Annotated in this window: 19 protein-coding genes; 11 read left to right on the forward strand and 8 right to left on the reverse strand. The window is 65.7% G+C overall.

Annotated elements, in window-relative coordinates; translation table 11 throughout:
* Positions 1 to 124 precede the first annotated feature (124 nt).
* The 9 genes from FIU89_RS07115 to queF all read left to right on the forward strand — a co-directional run bounded on the left by FIU89_RS07115 (position 125) and on the right by queF (position 6,807).
* Entirely contained in the window at positions 125 to 436 is a 312-nt protein-coding gene (locus tag FIU89_RS07115; RefSeq protein WP_152491952.1) for an ETC complex I subunit, read from the forward strand.
* Positions 437 to 470: 34 nt separating this feature from the next.
* Positions 471 to 1,274, forward strand: a complete 804-nt coding sequence (locus tag FIU89_RS07120; RefSeq protein ID WP_152491953.1) for a hypothetical protein — start codon at positions 471 to 473, stop codon at positions 1,272 to 1,274.
* Positions 1,275 to 1,411: 137 nt separating this feature from the next.
* Complete coding sequence (locus FIU89_RS07125; protein ID WP_172978056.1) at positions 1,412 to 2,101, forward strand: DUF1007 family protein; 690 nt, start codon at positions 1,412 to 1,414, stop codon at positions 2,099 to 2,101.
* Positions 2,086 to 3,006, forward strand: a complete 921-nt coding sequence (locus FIU89_RS07130; RefSeq protein ID WP_152491955.1) for a nickel/cobalt transporter — start codon at positions 2,086 to 2,088, stop codon at positions 3,004 to 3,006. The genes FIU89_RS07125 and FIU89_RS07130 overlap by 16 nt, the downstream gene beginning before the upstream one ends.
* Before the next feature lie 113 nt (positions 3,007 to 3,119).
* The gene (locus FIU89_RS07135; RefSeq protein ID WP_152491956.1) at positions 3,120 to 4,508 is read left to right on the forward strand and encodes an MATE family efflux transporter; all 1,389 of its coding nucleotides are present in this window, start codon (positions 3,120 to 3,122) and stop codon (positions 4,506 to 4,508) included.
* A 49-nt stretch (positions 4,509 to 4,557) separates the two neighbouring features.
* Positions 4,558 to 5,250 carry a 7-cyano-7-deazaguanine synthase QueC gene (queC, locus tag FIU89_RS07140; protein ID WP_152491957.1) on the forward strand — a complete coding sequence of 231 codons (693 nt, stop codon included), beginning with the start codon at positions 4,558 to 4,560 and terminating at the stop codon, positions 5,248 to 5,250.
* Positions 5,250 to 5,606, forward strand: coding sequence for a 6-pyruvoyl tetrahydropterin synthase family protein (locus FIU89_RS07145; protein WP_152491958.1), 357 nt, complete (start codon positions 5,250 to 5,252; stop codon positions 5,604 to 5,606). The genes queC and FIU89_RS07145 overlap by 1 nt, the downstream gene beginning before the upstream one ends.
* Positions 5,585 to 6,331 carry a 7-carboxy-7-deazaguanine synthase QueE gene (gene queE / locus FIU89_RS07150; RefSeq protein ID WP_152491959.1) on the forward strand — a complete coding sequence of 249 codons (747 nt, stop codon included), beginning with the start codon at positions 5,585 to 5,587 and terminating at the stop codon, positions 6,329 to 6,331. Before FIU89_RS07145 ends, queE begins: the two co-directional genes overlap by 22 nt.
* 11 nt (positions 6,332 to 6,342) lie before the next feature.
* Positions 6,343 to 6,807 (forward strand): preQ(1) synthase, encoded by a 465-nt coding sequence (queF, locus tag FIU89_RS07155; RefSeq protein ID WP_152491960.1) that lies wholly within the window; start codon positions 6,343 to 6,345, stop codon positions 6,805 to 6,807.
* Positions 6,808 to 6,874: 67 nt separating this feature from the next.
* Here the strand turns inward: queF and FIU89_RS07160 are convergent, their stop codons facing one another.
* The gene (locus FIU89_RS07160; RefSeq protein WP_152491961.1) at positions 6,875 to 7,138 is read right to left on the reverse strand and encodes a glycine zipper 2TM domain-containing protein; all 264 of its coding nucleotides are present in this window, start codon (positions 7,136 to 7,138) and stop codon (positions 6,875 to 6,877) included.
* Positions 7,139 to 7,195: 57 nt separating this feature from the next.
* Positions 7,196 to 7,459 carry a hypothetical protein gene (locus FIU89_RS22440; protein ID WP_216647057.1) on the reverse strand — a complete coding sequence of 88 codons (264 nt, stop codon included), beginning with the start codon at positions 7,457 to 7,459 and terminating at the stop codon, positions 7,196 to 7,198.
* A gap of 122 nt (positions 7,460 to 7,581) precedes the next feature.
* On the opposite strand from FIU89_RS22440, the gene FIU89_RS07170 reads away from it, so the two are divergent.
* On the forward strand, positions 7,582 to 8,463 hold the full coding sequence (locus FIU89_RS07170) for a DMT family transporter (protein ID WP_152491963.1): 882 nt from the start codon (positions 7,582 to 7,584) through the stop codon (positions 8,461 to 8,463).
* A 91-nt stretch (positions 8,464 to 8,554) separates the two neighbouring features.
* Here the strand turns inward: FIU89_RS07170 and acs are convergent, their stop codons facing one another.
* The 6 genes from acs to FIU89_RS07200 form a co-directional block, all read right to left on the reverse strand.
* Positions 8,555 to 10,504: an acetate--CoA ligase gene (gene acs, locus FIU89_RS07175; RefSeq protein ID WP_152491964.1), complete on the reverse strand. Its 1,950-nt coding sequence runs from the start codon at positions 10,502 to 10,504 to the stop codon at positions 8,555 to 8,557.
* A 102-nt stretch (positions 10,505 to 10,606) separates the two neighbouring features.
* On the reverse strand, positions 10,607 to 11,362 hold the full coding sequence (locus FIU89_RS07180) for an ABC transporter ATP-binding protein (RefSeq protein ID WP_152491965.1): 756 nt from the start codon (positions 11,360 to 11,362) through the stop codon (positions 10,607 to 10,609).
* A 67-nt stretch (positions 11,363 to 11,429) separates the two neighbouring features.
* Positions 11,430 to 12,185: an ABC transporter ATP-binding protein gene (locus tag FIU89_RS07185; protein ID WP_152491966.1), complete on the reverse strand. Its 756-nt coding sequence runs from the start codon at positions 12,183 to 12,185 to the stop codon at positions 11,430 to 11,432.
* Positions 12,186 to 12,197: 12 nt separating this feature from the next.
* Positions 12,198 to 13,397, reverse strand: coding sequence for a branched-chain amino acid ABC transporter permease (locus FIU89_RS07190; RefSeq protein WP_152491967.1), 1,200 nt, complete (start codon positions 13,395 to 13,397; stop codon positions 12,198 to 12,200).
* 3 nt (positions 13,398 to 13,400) lie between these two features.
* Complete coding sequence (locus tag FIU89_RS07195) at positions 13,401 to 14,432, reverse strand: branched-chain amino acid ABC transporter permease (RefSeq protein WP_152491968.1); 1,032 nt, start codon at positions 14,430 to 14,432, stop codon at positions 13,401 to 13,403.
* A gap of 134 nt (positions 14,433 to 14,566) precedes the next feature.
* Entirely contained in the window at positions 14,567 to 15,919 is a 1,353-nt protein-coding gene (locus FIU89_RS07200) for a substrate-binding protein (RefSeq protein WP_152491969.1), read from the reverse strand.
* Between the two features lie 216 nt (positions 15,920 to 16,135).
* Between FIU89_RS07200 and FIU89_RS07205 the strand changes: the two genes are divergently transcribed.
* On the forward strand, positions 16,136 to 17,443 hold the full coding sequence (locus tag FIU89_RS07205; protein WP_152491970.1) for a helix-turn-helix domain-containing protein: 1,308 nt from the start codon (positions 16,136 to 16,138) through the stop codon (positions 17,441 to 17,443).
* The last annotated feature ends 30 nt before the right edge of the window (positions 17,444 to 17,473 follow it).

The raw sequence follows: 17,473 nt of genomic DNA on the forward strand, positions 1-17,473 counted from the left end.
GGGTAAGCGTCGGGATTCGAGTATTTTCAGCAAGAAAAAGCCGGGGGGCGCGCGCAAATGGCCTCTTGTGACATGAGGGGCGCTTGGGGTAATCGGGGAGGCAAGACCAGAATGGAGAGACGCCATGCCAGCACGTATCTACCAGCCCGCGCGGACTGCCACCCAATCGGGACAGGGCAACAGCAATTCCTGGGTGCTGGAGCATGTGAACGAGTCCGGGCGCGATGTCGATCCGCTGATGGGCTGGACCAGTTCGTCGGACATGCAGGCGCAGGTCAAGCTGCGCTTTGCCAGCAAGGAGGCGGCGCTGGAATACGCCAAGGAGCACGGCATCGACGTGGTCGTGGCCGAGCCGCACAAGCGCAAGCCCAACATTCGCAAGGGCGGCTATGGCGAGAATTTCGCCACCAATCGCCGGGGCGCCTGGACCCACTGAGACGGTTGCACCGGCTGCGCCGGAGAGCGGGCCGGTGACGGACGGACCCTACAAGGCAGAGCTGTTGCGGGCGGTCGAGGCCGCCTATGACGCGTTCGGGCGCGGGTATGTGAGTGCGCAGCTCGAGGTGTGCCTGTGCCCTGTCTGCATGACCGAGGCGGCGCGCAAGGCGATTATCGCGACGCGGAACGACCGGCTGAGCGTGGCGCAGATCCGCGATTATTCCCACTCGGCGCATGGGGTGCCGGCGGATCCGGGCGACCTCAGGCTGTTCCTGCCGCGATACCTGGAGATCATGGCCGAGGACGGGTTGGTCGATGACATCGGCGTGGGCACGGAACTTTTGCGGTTCGGGGATGCGGTGCGGGCGAACCCGGGGCTGTTCACTTTGGGCCAGCGCGCGGTTCTGGACGCGTGGGCGCGGGCGATGATGTGGCATTTCGCATGGGCCGACACGACAGAGGAGGGGGCGGTCTACACGCCCTCGGCGCTGCTGGAGACGTTGCTGTGCGGCGGCTGGGCGCTGGAGGTGCTGACCGGGACGTTGGACGCGATCTTCGATCACCCGGAGCTGGGCAGGCCCGGCCTGTTGGCGTTTGGGGCCGCCGTGATGCGCCGGCCGAGGCGCACGCATGGAAAGCTTGCCCCGGACTGGTTCGCGCTGCGCTATTGTGGCGCGGCGGAGCGCGGGGGGCTGATCGCCTGGCTGAACGCGGTGGCGGCGTCGGACGGGGTTCTGGACCTGGCGGCGGGCGATAAAGAGGCGGCGCTGTGGGTTCAGAGTTTTGTCGCGTCCGCGGGGCAGTTCGATGCGGCGTTGCTGCCCGCGCGGGACTGAGAGGTAGGAGGCGGACGGGCGGCAAGCCCCGTCGGTTTGTCTCCGTGATCCCGAGGCGCGCGACGGGGGCGGCCGGGGCCATTTCCTGGGCAGGAAATGGGCCGGAAAATGCGCATTTTCCGGTCGCGGCATGTGGCGTGCGACGCCGCCCTTGCGGCGGGGGCGGTCAGGACCTAGAGCTTTGGACCATGTGGCGTGGCCTGATCCTGATCTGCTGCCTGATCGCCGCGCCGATGGCGCGGGCGCATCCGCATGTTTTCGTCAACGTGACGCTGACACTCGAGACCGATGCCGAGGGGCGCGTCGATGCGATCGAGGTGACCTGGGTCTACGACCCGCTGTTTACCATGCTGGTGCTGAGCGACCGGGGGCTGGATCCGGATGCCGATCTTGTTCTGACAGAAGAGGAAAAAGCCCTTTTGCTGGGGTTCGACCTCGAGGACTGGCCCGAGGGGTTCGACGGGGCGCTTTTTGCCCATCACGCGGAGGGCGCGCTGGAGCTTGGACCGGCCGAGGCGCTGTCGGTTGGGATGCGGGACGGCGCGCTGGTGACGCGGCATCGGCGGCCGGTGGAGGCGCTGGAGCTAGATGCGGGCGAGATGCTGCGGCTGGAGCCGTATGACCCCTATTACTATGCGTCGCTGAGCCTTGTGGGGGTGGAGGGCCTGCCCGAGGGCTGCGCGGCGCGGATCGTGCCGCCGGACAAGGAGGCCGCCGATGCGCGGGTGGCCGAGATGGGCAACAGCGACGACGAGATGTTCTTCGAGGAGGCCAAGGTCGGCGTCCACTATGCCTTTACCGCCGAGGTGACATGCGCGGGGTCGTGACGGCGCTTGGCCTTGGCGTGGTGGCGCTGGCGGTCTGGCTGTGGGGCTTTGGCGGTGCGTCCGCGTTGCAGGCCTGGGCGCTGGACGGGCAGCGCGAGGTGCAACAGGCGATGGCGGGTTACCTGCAAAAGCTGCGGGCCGGAGAGGCCGGGGCGCTGGTGGGTCTTTGGGGGATCTGTTTCGCCTACGGGTTCTTTCACGCGGCGGGGCCGGGGCATGGCAAGCTGCTGATCGGCGGGTACGGCGTTGGGCGGGCGGTGCCGGTCAAGCGGCTGGTGGGCCTGGCGCTGGCATCGAGCCTGGCGCAGGCGGCGGCGGCGGTGCTGCTGGTCTATGCGGGGCTTTACGCGCTGGGGCTGGGGCGCGAGGCGGTGACGGGGCTGGCAGACCGGACACTGGCGGCGGTGAGCTATGGCGCGATTGCGCTGGTGGGGTTGTGGCTGGTACTGCGCGGGGCGATGAAGTTGTGGCGGGCGCGGGAGCACGGCCAGGGGCATGCAGCTGCTCACGAGCACACACATGATCTCGGTGACGGTATCTGTTCGACCTGCGGGCATCGGCACGGGCCGAGCGTGGAGGAAGCGGCCAATGTGCACGGCTGGCGGGAGGCGGTCGCGTTGGTGGGCGCGGTGGCGATCCGGCCCTGTACCGGGGCGCTGTTCCTGCTGATCCTGACATGGCGCTTCGGGATCGACCTGGCGGGCATCGCCGGCGCCTTCATCATGGGGCTGGGCACGGCGAGCGTGACCATGGTGGTGGCGGTGGCGGCTGTTAGTCTGCGGACAGGCGTGCTGGCGCGGCTGGCCACGGGCGGGGCAGGCGCGCGTGCGCTGCCGGTGATCGAGATGGCTGCCGGAGCGGTGATCGCCGCGGTGTCGCTGCAACTGGTGGCGGCGGTGCTGTAGGCGCCGCTGCGCCATGAGTATTTTCGGCAAGAAAAAGGGGGGCGGTGCGCGGAACGTGGCGGGCCGGTCGAAAGGGGTTTTGCCGGGCCGGGAAAGCCTCTAATGGCTGTGCCATGAGCGGGGGGATGACATATCGTGAGCACGGGCGCGCCGCGCTGAAGCTGGGGCTGCCGCTGGTGGGCAGTCACCTGGCGCAGATGGCGATCACGCTGACCGACGCGCTGATGCTGGGCTGGTACTCGGTCGAGGCGCTGGCGGCGGAGGTCTTGGGGGGCACGCTCTTTTTCGTGCTGTTCATTTTCGGATCGGGCTTTGCCTGGGCGGTGATGCCGCTGGTGGCGGCGGCGCAGGGTGCGGGAGACGAGACACAAGTGCGGCGGGTGACGCGGATGGGCGGCTGGGCCTCGGTGCTTTTTGCCGCCTGCGCGTTACCGGTGATGCTCTGGTCGGGGCCGCTTTTCCTGGCGTCGGGGCAGGAGGCGGGGACCGCCGCACTGGCCGGGGAATATGCCGAGATCGTGGGGTTCGCGCTGTTTCCGGCTTTGTTGGTCATGGTGTTGAAATCGCACTTGGCGGCGCTGGAGCGCACGCAGGTGGTGCTTTGGGTCACGGTGGGGGCCGTGGGGTTGAACGTGGTGGTGAACTACGCGCTCATCTTCGGCAATTGGGGCGCGCCGGAGCTGGGGGTGCGCGGGGCCGCGGTGGCCTCGCTGGTGGTGACCAGTGCCAGTTTCGTGGCGCTGGCGGTCTATGCCGCGAAGGTGACGCCGGAACACGCCCTGTTTTCCCGGGTCTGGCGGCCGGATCGGGAGGCGTTCGGGCAGGTGTTCCGCCTGGGTTGGCCGATCGGGATCACCAGCCTGGCCGAAGTGGGGCTTTTCGCGGCCTCGACGGTGATGATGGGCTGGCTGGGCACGATCGCGCTGGCCGCGCACGGGATCGCGCTGCAGGTGAGTTCGCTGACCTTCATGGTGCATGTGGGATTGAGCAATGCAGCCACGATCCGGGCTGGCAACGCGTTCGGGCGCGGGGACGGGCCGGGATTGCGGGACGGCGCGAAGGTGGTGCTGGCATTGTCGGGCCTCTTTGCCTTGGTCACGGTCGTGCTGTTCCTGGCGGGGCCGGAGCCGATGATCGCGGCGTTCCTGAACCCCGATGAGCCCGACCGGGCGGCGGTGATCGCCGTGGGCGTGGGCCTGTTGGCGGCGGCGGCGCTGTTTCAGCTGGTGGACGCGGCGCAGGTGATGGCGCTGGGGCTGTTGCGGGGCGTGCAGGACACCCGCGTGCCGATGTGGATCGCCGCCGTCAGCTATTGGGTCGTCGGCGTGCCGGTCAGTTACGCCATGGGGTTCTGGCTGGGCTGGGGCGGCGTGGGCATCTGGCTGGGGCTGGCGGTGGGGCTGGCGCTGGCGGGCGTGTTCCTGATGTGGCGGTTCTGGTGGTGGTCGGCGCGCAACGTGGCGGCCCGGGTCTTGCAAGAAGACGCCGAACCCGCTAGGTGAGCGCCCTGCGGTCGCAGCCTACCCGCGTTAAAAAACAAGGACCAAATCTATGGATACGATCGTGATCTGCTCTGGCGGGCTTGATTCCGTGTCGCTGGCGCACAAGGTGGCGGGCGAGGGCACGCTGCGGGGGCTTTTGTCCTTCGACTATGGCCAGCGGCATGTGAAGGAAGTGGAATTCGCCGCGGCCTGTGCGCGCCGTCTGGGCGTGCCGCACAAGGTTGTGGACATCTCGGGCGTGGGCGCGGCGCTGTCGGGCTCGGCCCTGACCGATGATGTCGAGGTGCCGGACGGGCATTACGCGGAAGAGACGATGAAGATCACCATCGTGCCCAATCGCAATGCGATCATGCTGGCCATCGCGTTCGGCATGGCGGCGGCGGAGAAGGCGCAGGCGGTGGCGGCCGCTGTCCACGGCGGGGATCATTTCATATACCCCGATTGCCGGCCCGGCTTTGTCGAGGCGTTCCAGGCGATGCAGGGCGAGGCGCTGGAGGGCGTGGCCGAGGTGCAGCTGTATACGCCGTTCCTGACCGGGTCGAAGGCGGATATCGTGACCGAGGGCGCGAAGTGGGGAACGCCCTTTGCCGAGACATGGTCGTGCTACAAGGGCGGGGACGTGCATTGCGGGCGCTGCGGCACCTGCGTGGAGCGGCGCGAGGCGTTTCACCTGGCCGGGGTCGCAGACCCGACCGCCTATGCCGATGCGCAGTTCTGGAAAGCGGCGACGGGGATCGCGTGATGTACACGATTACCAAGGAGTTCCATTTCTCGGCCAGCCACCAGTTGCATGGGCTGCCCGAGGACCATCAATGCGCGCGGCTGCATGGGCACAATTACATCGTTGTGATCGAGTTGCGGGCCGAGGCGTTGAACGCGCACGGGTTCGTGCGGGATTACCACGATCTGGGCGCGTTCAAGCGGTATGTCGACGAGACGCTGGATCACCGGCACCTGAACGATGTGCTGGGGGATGATTGCGTGACCGCCGAGCGGCTGGCGAAACATTTGCACGACTGGTGTCGTGCGCGCTGGCCGGAAGTCACCGCTGCGAAGGTCAGCGAGACCCCGAAGACATGGGCGGAGTATCGGCCGTGAGCGACAAGCGCCTCATTCGCGTGTCCGAGATCTTCGGGCCGACGATCCAGGGCGAGGGCGCCCTGATCGGGCAGCCGACGGTGTTCGTGTGCACGGGGGGCTGCGATTTCCGCTGTTCCTGGTGCGACAGCATGCACGCGGTGGACAACGACTATCGCGACACGTGGAAGCCGATGACGCCCGAGGCGATCATGGAGGAGGTGGCGCGCCTGTCGGGGGGCACGCCGATCCTGATCACGCTCTCCGGGGGCAATCCGGCGATCCAGCCGATGGCCGAGCTGATCCGGCTGGGGCAGGAACAGGGCTGTTACTTTGCCATGGAAACGCAGGGGTCGGTCGTGCGCGGCTGGTTCGAGGCGCTGGACATGCTGGTGCTGTCGCCCAAGCCGCCGTCTAGCGGGATGACGACCGACTGGGGGCTGGTGGCCGAATGCGTGGAGGCGGGGCAAGGCACGCAGACGGTGCTGAAGCTGGTCGTGTTCGACGAGGCGGATTTCGCCTATGCGCGCGAGGCGGCGGCGATGTTCCCGCAATTGCCGGTCTACCTGCAGCCGGGCAACCATACGCCCCCGCCCCCCGATGACGACACGGCGGTCGTGGACCGCGACGGGCTGGAGGCGCGGATGCGCTGGCTGGTAGATCGGGTGACGGAAGAAAAGTGGTATGACGCGCGGGTGCTGCCGCAATTGCACGTGACCCTGTGGGGCAACATGCGCGGGGTCTGACGGAGGACGGAATGGCGGAAGATATCTACAAGAATCTCAAACAGTTGGGCGGTGAGACGAAAGTGCCGCAAAGCCCGGAGGAGGCCGAACTGGAGCGCGTCGAGAACCCGCAGGCCGACGTGGCCTATAACGTGCGGTTCACCGCGCCGGAGTTCACCTCGCTCTGCCCGATGACCGGGCAGCCGGATTTCGCGCATCTGGTGATCGACTATGTGCCGGGCCATTGGCTGGTGGAAAGCAAGTCGCTGAAGCTGTATCTGACAAGCTTTCGCAATCACGGCGCGTTCCACGAGGATTGCACCATCTCGATCGCCCGACGGCTGATGGCGTTCCTGGAGCCGCAATGGCTGCGGATCGGAGGATACTGGTATCCGCGCGGGGGGATTCCGATCGACGTCTTCTGGCAGACCGGCGAGATGCCGCAGGGGGTCTGGGTGCCGGATCAGGGCGTGCCGCCCTATCGCGGACGGGGTTGAAACGAGAAACCCCACATTCTTCGTCCGAAGAATGTGGGGCGAGAAAATTCGTAGAATTTTCTGGCGTTTAGCAGGGGCGCGTCACGTAGCCGCCACGGCCGTCCGCATAGGCGCACTGGTTGGTGCGCTGGTTGCGGGCAATGAGAGCGCCGGCGGCGGCACCAGCTGCAGCGGTAACCACGGTCCAGCCGGCGTTGGCGTCGAATGCCTGTGCCGCGATGGCGCCGGCACCGGCGCCGATGAGCGCGCCTTGCTCTTCGTCGGACAAGTTGTCGCAGGCCGTCACTGTCAGGGCGGCTGCGGTCACAAGGGCTGTAATCTTGGTTTTCATGAGGTCCTCTTTCTTTCTGCTGTACCCTTAACGAGCTAGAGGCAATCTTGTTCCAAGTCAGATCACATGATTTTCATCCGCGTGAATCTGCATAATCGGGACGGCGGTCGGCGGAAATACGCTTTCGCCCCTCAACGCGGGGTCGTCGCGACGTTGCGTCGCCCCGAGTCCTTTGCCGTTGGTCCAAAGCCCCGAGGCGACGATGAAGAGCCACGCATCGGCGCCGATTGCGGCGGACAGCAGTTTTCGGAGCGGATGGCTTTGAAGACGCCCCTTTAACAGCGTGTGCTGTCTTGCCTGATTGCGACCGGGTCTCGTCAATCGGCGGGCCGGGCGGGTCGACCGGCCGGTTCGGGCGGTCGAGTGCGGGCAGAAAAGGCTGTTGCTCGGGGCGCTTACGGCTCATAACGGACGGTGGATCAACCCGAAGGACCCGTCCCCTTATGTCACCCGACCGCCCGATCTGGCTGCGGCTCGCGCCGGTCATCTTTCTTTGTCTGTGGTCGGGCGGCTATGGCGTGGCCAAGGTCGGTCTTGGCTATGCCGCGCCGATGGTCATCCTGGCGATGCGGTTCGCGCTGGTGGTGGCGGCGATGGCGTTGCTGTGGGCGGCGCTGCGCCCGCCCTTGCCCAAAACCCGGGCGGAATGGGGTCACCTGGCCATCGTCGGGGTGCTGATCCAGTCGGTCTATTTCGGAATGACGTATTACGCGCTGGAGGCGGGTGTGGCGGCGGGCACGGTGGCGCTGTTGATGACGTTGCAGCCGATCGCTGTGGGGCTGATCGCGCCGCGCTGGACGGGCGAGCGCGTCGGTTGGAAACAGTGGTGCGGGCTGATCCTGGGATTGATCGGCGCGGCGGTGGTGATCGGCGCGCGCTCGACGCTGGAGCCGCCGAGCGTGATGGGCTTTGTCTTTGCGATCATCGGGTTGGCGGGGATCGTCACCGCATCGCTGTGGGAAAAGCGGTTCGGGTTGCAGCACCACCCGGTCACCTCGAACCTCGTGGGCTATGCCGCCGGTCTGGTGGGAATATTGCCCTTGCTGGCGTTGCAGGAGGATCTGTCGATCGACTGGAGCTGGCCGTTCGTGGGCGTGCTCTTTTACCTGGTGGTGGGTAATTCGCTGGTGGCGGTGGGGCTCTTGCTGGCGATGATCCGGGTGGGCGACGTGGCCAAGGTGTCGGCGCTTTTCTTCCTGGTGCCGCCGCTGGCCGCGGTGATCGCTTGGGTCATGCTGGGCGAGGTGATGCCGCCCGTGGCCTGGGGCGGCATGGCGCTGGCGGGAACGGGGGTTCTGCTGGCCACGCGGAAGGCGGCGCGCTGAAACGAACGGGGGAGCGGAACGAATTGAGCCGGCGCCTGTGGCACCGGCCCCCTTGTCGCGGTGAGGTGGGCAGGAGGCCCACCCTGCGAGGTCAGCTTTTGTTCATTCTGTTGTCGATGAGGTCGTCGACGACGTCTGGGTCTGCGAGGGTTGAGGTGTCGCCCAGGGAGCCGTAGTCGTCCTCGGCGATCTTGCGCAGGATGCGGCGCATGATCTTGCCGGAGCGGGTCTTCGGCAGGCCCGGGGCCCATTGGATGAGGTCGGGCTTGGCGATGGGGCCGATTTCCTGGCGGACCCAGTCCTGCAGCTCCTTGCGCAGCGCGTCGGAGGGTTCCTCGCCGGCCATCAGCGTGACGTAGCAGTAGATGCCCTGGCCCTTGATGTCGTGCGGGTAGCCCACCACGGCGGCTTCGGAGACCTTGGCGTGGGCGACGAGGGCGGATTCCACTTCCGCGGTGCCCATGCGGTGGCCCGAGACGTTGATCACGTCGTCGACGCGGCCGGTGATCCAGTAGTCGCCGTCCTCGTCCCGGCGGCAGCCGTCGCCGGTGAAGTAATAGCCTTTGTATTGCTGGAAGTAGGTGTTCATGAACCGCTCGTGGTCGCCCCAGACGGTGCGCATCTGGCCCGGCCAGCTGTCGGCGATGCAGAGCACGCCCTCGGCGGGGTTGCCCTCCACCGTCTTGCCCGATTCAGGATCGAGCACCTCGAACTTCAGCCCGAAGAAGGGCTTCATCGCCGCCCCCGGCTTGGTGGCATGGGCGCCGGGCAGGGGGGTCATGAGATGCCCGCCGGTCTCGGTCTGCCACCAGGTGTCGACGATGGGGCAGGTGCCCTTGCCGACGACGTTGTGATACCAGCTCCAGGCCTCGGGGTTGATCGGCTCGCCCACGGTGCCCAGGACCTTGAGGTCGCTGAGGTCGCACTTGGTGACGTACTCGTCGCCCTGGCCCATCAGGGCGCGGATGGCGGTGGGGGCGGTGTAGAACTGGTTCACTTTATGCTTTTCGCAGACCTGCCAGAAGCGGGAGGCGTCGGGATAGGTCGGCACGCCCTCGAACATCAGGGTGGTGGCGCCGTTGGCGAGCGGCCCGTAGACGATGTAGCTGTGGCCGGTGACCCAGCCCACATCGGCGGTGCACCAGTAGACGTCGCCCTCGTGGTAATCGAAGGTGATCTCGTGCGTCATGGCGGCGTAGACGAGATAGCCGCCGGTGGTGTGCACGACGCCCTTCGGCTGGCCGGTGGAGCCGGAGGTGTAAAGGATGAAGAGCGGATCCTCGGCGTTCATTTCCTCGGGCTCGCAAGTGTCCTCGACCTTTTCGGCCTCTTCGTGCAGCCAGAAGTCAAGGTCGCGGCGCCAGGCAATGGGATCGCCGGTGCGCTTGACCACGAGGCACTTGACGTCGGTGGTGTCGTGCAGGAGCGCCTGGTTGACGTTGTCCTTGAGCTTGGTGACGCGTCCGCCGCGGGGGGCGGTGTCGGCGGTGATGACGAGCTTGGCGTCGCAGCCGTTGACGCGCGCGCCGAGGGCGTCGGGGGAAAAGCCGGCGAAGACGATGGAATGGATGGCGCCGATGCGCGCACAGGCGAGCATGGCATAGGCCGCCTCGGGGATCATCGGCAGGTAGAGGACGACGCGGTCGCCGCGGCCGACGCCGAGGTTTTTCAACACGTTGGCCATGCGGCAGGTCTCCGCATGGAGCTGGCGGTAGGTGATGTGCTGGGCGGCGTCATTGGGATCGTCGGGTTCCCAGATGATGGCGGTCTGGTCGGCGCGATCCGCGAGGTGGCGGTCGATGCAATTGGCGGCGACGTTGAGCGTGCCGTCCTCGAACCACTTGATGGAGACCTGGCCGTAGGTGTAATCGACGTCCTTGACCTTGGAGTAAGGCTTGATCCAGTCGATGCGCTTGCCCTGTTCGCCCCAGAACGCCTCGGGGTCCTTGATCGAGGCCGCATACATCTCGTCGTACTTGGCCGCGTCGACATGGGCATTCGCCGTGAAATCGGCACTGGGGGCATAGGTTTTATCGGACATGATTCCTCCCTCGGTGGTCTTGAATGTCTTGCAGGCCCGCCCCGGCGGCGAAATCGCGGCGGGGGCGGGCATCCTCCTGGTGGCAGCCTAGGGAGGTTGGCGTCAGATGGCCAGATACTCGGCGCGAAGACTTTCGTTTTCCAGCACTTCGGACGCGGTTCCGTCGAAGGCGATGCCACCCGTATCGAGGATGATGCAGCGATCGGCGAGTTCAAGGGCGCGGACCGCGTTCTGTTCGACGAGGATCGTGGTGATGCCCTGTTCCTTGATGATGCGCAGGGTCTTTTCGATCTCGTCGACGATGACGGGGGCGAGGCCCTCGTAGGGTTCATCCAGCAGCAGGACCTTGATGTCCCGCGCCAGCGCGCGGGCGACGGCGAGCATCTGTTGTTCACCGCCCGAAAGCGTCACGCCTTCCTGGCGGCGGCGTTCGCGCAGCCGGGGAAAAAGCTCGTAGAGGCGGTCGATGGACCAGCCGATGGGTGGCGTGATCTGGGCCAGTTGCAGGTTTTCCTCGACGGTGAGGCCGGGAATGATGCAGCGGTCCTCGGGGACGAGGCCGATGCCGCAGGTGGCCGCCTGCGCAGATTTCATGTTGTGCAACGGCTGATGGTCGAGCCAGATTTCGCCATGCGCGAGTTGCGGATTGTCCATCCGGGCGATGGCGCGCAGCGTGGTGGTCTTGCCCGCGCCGTTGCGGCCCAGAAGCGCCAGGATCTCGCCCTCGTGGACGTTGAAGGAAATGTCCTGGACGATGTAGCTTTCGCCGTAATAGGCCTGCATCCCCCAGACCGACAGGAAGGCCGGCGCGGTTTCGGCGTGGTTGCGGTGTTTGGAAAAGTCGGGTTTGACGTTCATTTTTGGGGTCCTCCCGTCCCGGACCTGATCCGGGACCTCATGGGTTGCTGCGCAATCGGCGGGGCGGTCAGGCGCTTTCGCCGAGATAGGCTTCGCGGACCTTGGGGTGGCCCTTGATCTTGTCCGGCGTGTCCTCGACCAGGGGCGTGCCCTGGGCCAGCACGGTGATGCGTTCGGCGAGCGAGAACACCACGTGCATGTCGTGCTCGATGATGCAGATGGTGATGTCGCGCTCTTGCTTGATCTGCTTCAGCAGGTCGATCGTGTTGTTGGTGTCGGCCCGGGCCATGCCGGCCGTCGGTTCGTCCAGCAACAGCAGGCGCGGGTTCTGCGCGAGGCACATGCCGATTTCCAGACGCCGCTTGTTGCCGCGCGACATGGCCGCCGCGTGATCGTGGCGGGCATCCGCGAGATTGAGGCTTTCCAGCATGTCCTCGGCCTGTTCGACGATGTGCTTTTCGTCCATCGTGCTTTCCAGCGCGTGCATCCGGAAGGCCCCGTCGCGGCGCGCGAAGATCGGGATCATCATGTTTTCCAGCACCGTGAGGTCGCCGAAGATCTCGGGTGTCTGGAACACGCGGGAAATGCCCATCTGGTTGATCTGGTAGGCCTTGCGGCCCAGCACCGACTGGCCGTCGAACATGACCGAGCCGGTATCCGGGATGAGCTTGCCGATCAGGCAGTTGAGCAGGGTCGACTTGCCCGCCCCGTTGGGGCCGATGATGGCGTGGCAGGTGTTTTCCGCCACTGACAGGTTCACGTCACCCAGAGCCTGCAGGCCGCCGAAGCGTTTGTTGACGTTCTTGACTTCAAGAATACCCATTGTCGTCGCTCCTTATTCGGCCGGTGTGGATTGGGTGGCTTTTTCGTCGTCCGGGTTTGCTTTCTTGCCACGGAGCAGACGGCCGATGCGTTGTCCGCCCTCGACCAGGCCACCCGGCAGGAAGATGACCACGGCCATGAAGATGAGGCCCAGGGTCAGGTGCCAGCCCTTGCCGATGAAGGGATAGACGATGGTGATGACGAAATCCTCGAGCCCGTCGGGCATGAAGGCGAACCATTCGTGCAGGATGTCCTTGTTGATCTTCGACAGGATGTTTTCCATGTACTTGATCGCGCCCGAGCCGAGGACGGGGCCGATAAGGGTGCCCGCGCCGCCGAGGATGGTCATCAGCACGACCTCACCGCTTGCGGTCCAGAACATGCGTTCGGGGCCGGCCTGGGTGTCCATCGCCACCAGAAGGCCACCGGCAAGACCGGCATACATGCCCGAGATCACGAAGGCCGCGAGCGTGTAGGGGCGGGCGTTGAGGCCGGTGTAGTACATCCGGGTCTGGTTCGATTTCACCGCGCGCAGCATGGTGCCGAAGGGCGAGCGGAATATGCGGATCGAGAGGTAAAAGGCGATGATCATGAACACGGCGGCGATGTAGTAGCCCGCGTTGATGGTAAAGAGCCAATCGCCGAACGACAGGTCAAAGCCCGCGCGCATGTCCATGCCGAAAAGGTTCGCCCGGCCGATCTCGCCCGGCTCCAGGTTCGACAGAAGCGGGCTGTCGGTGGACTTGATCTGAAGGCCCGTCTCGCCGCCGGTGATCGGCGTAAGCACCGAATAGGCCAGGGCATAGGACATCTGCGCGAAGGCCAGCGTCAGGATCGAGAAGTAGATGCCCGAGCGGCGCAGCGAGATGTAGCCCACGGCGAGCGCGAAGAGGCCCGCGATGATCACGCCGAGGATGATCGCCGGGATCACGTTGAGCGTGACCAGCTTCATCATCCAGATCGCGGCGTAGGAGCCGACGCCAAGAAAGGCCGCGTGGCCGAAGGAGAGATATCCCGTGAGGCCGAAGAGAATGTTGAAGCCGATGGCGAAGATCCCGTAGATCACGAAGCGCTGCATCAGGTCGGGATAGCCCGCGTTGAACTGTGCCATGCCTGAGTTTTCGGGAAAGGGGTTCAGGATGAAAGGGGCCAGCAGGGTGATCGCGACGACGATCAGCAGCAGGCGGAAGTCTTTCTTGTCGAGACCGAGCATGGCTTAGTCCTCCATGACGCCCTTGCGACCCATCAGGCCACGCGGACGTGTCAGCAGAATGATGATGGCAACCAGGTAGATGATGATCTGGTTGATGCCGGGCAGGACCTCGAGCACTTCGCGCATGGAGGCAAAGCTTTCCAGGATGCCCAGAAGGAACCCGGCCAGCACGGCGCCCGGGAGCGAGCCCATGCCGCCGACCACGACCACCACGAAGCTGAGCACGAGGAAGTCCATGCCCATGTGGTAGTTCGGCGAGTTGATCGGGGTGTACATGACGCCCGCAAGGCCCGCCACCGCGGCGGCGAGGCCGAACATGATGGTGAAGCGGCGGTCGATGTTGATGCCCAGAAGCTGCACGGTTTCCCGGTCGGCCATGCCGGCGCGGACCACCATCCCGAAGGTGGTGAATTGCAGGAAGGCGAAGACGGCACCGATGATCACGGCCGCGAAGGCGAAGTAGATGATCCGCCAATAGGGGTAGATCACCACGTTGGGATCGAGCCCCAGCATCGCGCCGAAATCGAACGATCCGCGAAAGGCGTCGGGGGCCGGCGTCGGGATCGGGTTGGCGCCGTAATAGAACTTGATGATTTCCTGAAGGACGATGGCGAGGCCGAAGGTCACCAGTATCTGGTCGGCGTGGGGCCGGTTGTAGAAATGCTTGATCAGCCCGCGTTCCATGATGACGCCGATCAGCATCATCACCGGAATGGCGAAGAGGATCGAGAGCGGCACGGCCCAGTCGATGATCGCGTCCCCCGTGGCCTGGCCGAACCAGTCGTAGACATACGGCACCTGGACTTCGAGCGGGTTGCCGAGGAAGTCGGTTTGCGTGTCGTCGACGACGGTACGGGAGAGCGTGAGAATACGGCTCAGCGTGACGGCGCAGAACGCACCGATCATGAACAGCGCGCCATGCGCGAAGTTCACGACGCCCAACGTGCCGAAAATCAGCGTCAGGCCGAGCGCGATCAGCGCATAAGCCGAGCCTTTGTCCAGGCCATTGAGAACTTGCAGGATAATGGCTTCCATCGAAGTGCCCCTCGGATTTGCAGAGATGCCGGTTATGGTGACGGACGCGCGCGGGGCGCGTGGTCCGGCTTGGTGGTGGACGCGGGCGCGGCAGGCGCGCCCGCGTCGGATTTTGTCAGGTCACATCCGTGCGATCAGGCGCCCGGGTTGCATTCGCCCAAGGATGCCTCTGCGCCGCCCATCTGCGGGTGGTCGGGGGCATAGGTCACCTGGTCGACCGGGGTCACCTCGACGATTTCGAGCAGGTCGAATTCGCTTTCAGGGTTCTCTTTCCCGCGCACGACCAGCACGTCCTTGAAGCACTGGTGATCCTCGGCGCGGTAGAGCGTCTTGCCGTTGCCCATGCCGTCGAATTCGAAGCCTTCCAGGGCCTCGGCCACGGCGCAGGGGTTGAACGAGCCGGCGCGTTCCACGGCATCGGCATAGAGCATCGCCTGGACGTAGCAGGTATGCGCGGCCTGGGACGGCGGGAAGCCGTACTTGGTGCCGAAGGATTTGACGAACGCCTTGGAGCCTTCGTCCTGCAGCGACCAGTGCCAATTGGTGGAGCCGAAGATGCCCTTCACGTTGGCGCCGGCGCCCTTGGCCATCAGGCGGCTGTAGAGCGGAACGACGATTTCGAAGTTCTTGCCGTTCACCTGCTTTTCACGCAGGCCGAACTGAACCGCGTTGGTCAGCGAGTTCACCATGTTCCCGCCGTAGTGGTTCAGGACCAGCACGTCGGCGCCCGATTGCAGCACCGGCGCGATGTAGGAGGAAAAGTCCGTCTGCGTCAGCGGCGTTTTCACCGCGGCGACGGTTTCCCAGCCCATGGCCTCGGTCGAGGCGCGCACGGCTTCCTCGGTGGTGTAGCCCCAGTTGTAGTCGGCGGTCAGGTGATAGGCCTTGCGGTCGGTGCCGTAGTTTGCGGCCAGCACCGGCGCCAGCGCGGCGCCCGACATGTAGGAGTTGAAGAAGTGGCGGAACCCGTTGGCCTTGCGGTCCTTGCCGGTGGTGTCGTTGGAGTGGGTGAGGCCAGCCATGAAGATGATGCCGGCCTCCTGGCAGAGGGCCTGAACGGCCACGGCCACGCCCGAGGACGACCCGCCGGTCACCATCACGGCGCCGTCTTTTTCGATCATCGACTTGGCCGAGGCGCGGGCTGCGTCTGCCTTTGTCTGGGTGTCGCCGGTGACGTATTCGACCTTCTTGCCCAGGATGCCGTTGCCTTGCAGGGCGTTGGACGAGAACGTGTTCATCATGCCGCCGTCGCCGCCGCCGTTCAGGTGCTCGACCGCCAGCTCGTAGGCGCGCAGTTCGTCTGCGCCCTCGTCGGCATAGGGGCCGGATTGCGGTACGTTGAAGCCCAGCGTGACGGTGTCGCCGGTGGGTTCGTTGGTGAAGGCCGCGGCGGAGCTTGCCGTGAAGATGGTCGGCAGTGCGACGCCGGCGCCCGCGATGGCGCTGGTCTTCAGCAGGCCACGACGCGTGAGGTCAGTTTTGGACATTGAATCCCTCCCTTGAGTGTTTCCGCGGCCGGGGCTCCTCAGGCCCGGCCGGGCGCACAGGTGTGCTATCGTCATTATTGGAGGCGGCTGAAAACCGATCAACAAGGGCCTTTCCGCAAACGTTTTTTTTGTAAATAAAATCTTCAACGCAGCGCAGAAATCTGTAAATTACTTTTCAGCTGTCGCGGAAGCGATTGAATTAAAGAGGAATCGGACATGGCCGAGCCGGGGATGGCTGGAACACGCATCAGGCAGCGGCGGCTGGTGGCCGGGCTGAAGCAGGCCGAGCTGGCCGAGGCGGCCGGAATATCGCCCAGCTATCTCAACCTGATCGAGCACAACCGGCGTCGAATCGGAGGTCGCACGCTGTTGCAGATCGCCGAGGCGCTGGGCGTGGAACCGGCGACACTGACCGAGGGCGTGGAGTCCGAACTCCTGGCGGCCTTGCAGGAGGCGGCGGGGGACGCCGAGGCCGAGGAGGATCTGGGACATGACGCGCCCGAACTGGACCGGATCGAGGAATTCGTCGGGCGGTTTCCGGGCTGGGCCGGGCGGCTGGCCGACCTGGGCCGGAAACGCGATGCGCTGGAGAGAACCGTCAAGGCACTGAGCGAGCGGCTGGCGCATGACCCGGAATTGTCGGCCACGCTGCACGAGGTCATTTCGGCGGTGACATCCATCCGCTCGACCGCGTCGATCCTGGCGGAGACGCGCGAGCTGGAGCCGGAATGGCAGATGCGCTTCCACCGCAACATCAACGAGGACGGTGCGCGCCTGGCCGAGGGGGCCGAGGCGCTGATGCGCTACCTGGAGGCCGCGCCCGAGGCCGGGGCGGAGGTGACCTCGCCGCAGGACGAGATGCACGCGTTTCTGGAACGGCACGGGTTTCACTTTCCGCAGCTCGAGGGATGGGGCGCCGAGTCGCGGATCGAGTCGATGCTGGCGCAGGTCGAGAACCGCGCCGCGCAGGCCCTGTCGCGCGCGGCGCTGACACAGTATCTGGAGGACGCCCGCGCCTTGCCGCGCGACGACATGCAGACCGCGCTGGACGCGCATGGCCTGGCGCCGGACGCGATTGCGCACGCCACCGGCAAAAGCCTGGCGCAGGTCTTCCGCCGCCTGGCCTCGCTGCCGGAGGACATGGTCGGGCCCGTGGGGCTGATCGTGGTCGACGGGGCGGGCGCGTTGATCCTGCGCAAGACGGTCATGGGATTCACCACGCCGCGCAGCGGGGCGGGCTGTGCGCTATGGCCTCTTTACGAAGTTCTGGGCCAGCCCGGGCGCCCGGTGCAGGCGGCGCTTCTGCAGGGCGACCTGCGCGTGCGCGCGATGGCCGTGGCCGAGGAGACGGTGCCTGCCAGCTTTGCCTCCCCGCCGTTGATGCGGGCCTACATGCTGATCCTTCCCGAGCCACGGGGGACGGACCGGGCGCAAGCGCGGCCGGTGGGGGTGACCTGCCGCATCTGTCCGATCGCGGGCTGCGCAGCGCGGCGTGAGCGGTCCGTCCTGCGGGACGCGTTCTGAGTGATGACCTTTTGACAGGCGACACGAGTT

The organism is Roseovarius sp. THAF27 (genome assembly GCF_009363655.1).
GTDB lineage: Bacteria > Pseudomonadota > Alphaproteobacteria > Rhodobacterales > Rhodobacteraceae > Roseovarius.

Bases quoted from the DNA above. Each gene is read 5' to 3' on its own strand.
- FIU89_RS07115 (WP_152491952.1), top strand. From the start codon at position 125: ATGCCAGCACGTATCTACCAGCCCGCGCGGACTGCCACCCAATCGGGA.
- FIU89_RS07130 (WP_152491955.1), top strand. From the start codon at position 2,086: ATGCGCGGGGTCGTGACGGCGCTTGGCCTTGGCGTGGTGGCGCTGGCG.
- FIU89_RS07135 (WP_152491956.1), top strand. From the start codon at position 3,120: ATGAGCGGGGGGATGACATATCGTGAGCACGGGCGCGCCGCGCTGAAG.
- queC (WP_152491957.1), top strand. From the start codon at position 4,558: ATGGATACGATCGTGATCTGCTCTGGCGGGCTTGATTCCGTGTCGCTG.
- FIU89_RS07145 (WP_152491958.1), top strand. From the start codon at position 5,250: ATGTACACGATTACCAAGGAGTTCCATTTCTCGGCCAGCCACCAGTTG.
- queE (WP_152491959.1), top strand. From the start codon at position 5,585: ATGGGCGGAGTATCGGCCGTGAGCGACAAGCGCCTCATTCGCGTGTCC.
- queF (WP_152491960.1), top strand. From the start codon at position 6,343: ATGGCGGAAGATATCTACAAGAATCTCAAACAGTTGGGCGGTGAGACG.
- FIU89_RS07160 (WP_152491961.1), bottom strand. From the start codon at position 7,138: ATGAAAACCAAGATTACAGCCCTTGTGACCGCAGCCGCCCTGACAGTG.
- FIU89_RS07170 (WP_152491963.1), top strand. From the start codon at position 7,582: ATGTCACCCGACCGCCCGATCTGGCTGCGGCTCGCGCCGGTCATCTTT.
- acs (WP_152491964.1), bottom strand. From the start codon at position 10,504: ATGTCCGATAAAACCTATGCCCCCAGTGCCGATTTCACGGCGAATGCC.
- FIU89_RS07180 (WP_152491965.1), bottom strand. From the start codon at position 11,362: ATGAACGTCAAACCCGACTTTTCCAAACACCGCAACCACGCCGAAACC.
- FIU89_RS07185 (WP_152491966.1), bottom strand. From the start codon at position 12,185: ATGGGTATTCTTGAAGTCAAGAACGTCAACAAACGCTTCGGCGGCCTG.
- FIU89_RS07190 (WP_152491967.1), bottom strand. From the start codon at position 13,397: ATGCTCGGTCTCGACAAGAAAGACTTCCGCCTGCTGCTGATCGTCGTC.
- FIU89_RS07195 (WP_152491968.1), bottom strand. From the start codon at position 14,432: ATGGAAGCCATTATCCTGCAAGTTCTCAATGGCCTGGACAAAGGCTCG.
- FIU89_RS07200 (WP_152491969.1), bottom strand. From the start codon at position 15,919: ATGTCCAAAACTGACCTCACGCGTCGTGGCCTGCTGAAGACCAGCGCC.
- FIU89_RS07205 (WP_152491970.1), top strand. From the start codon at position 16,136: ATGGCCGAGCCGGGGATGGCTGGAACACGCATCAGGCAGCGGCGGCTG.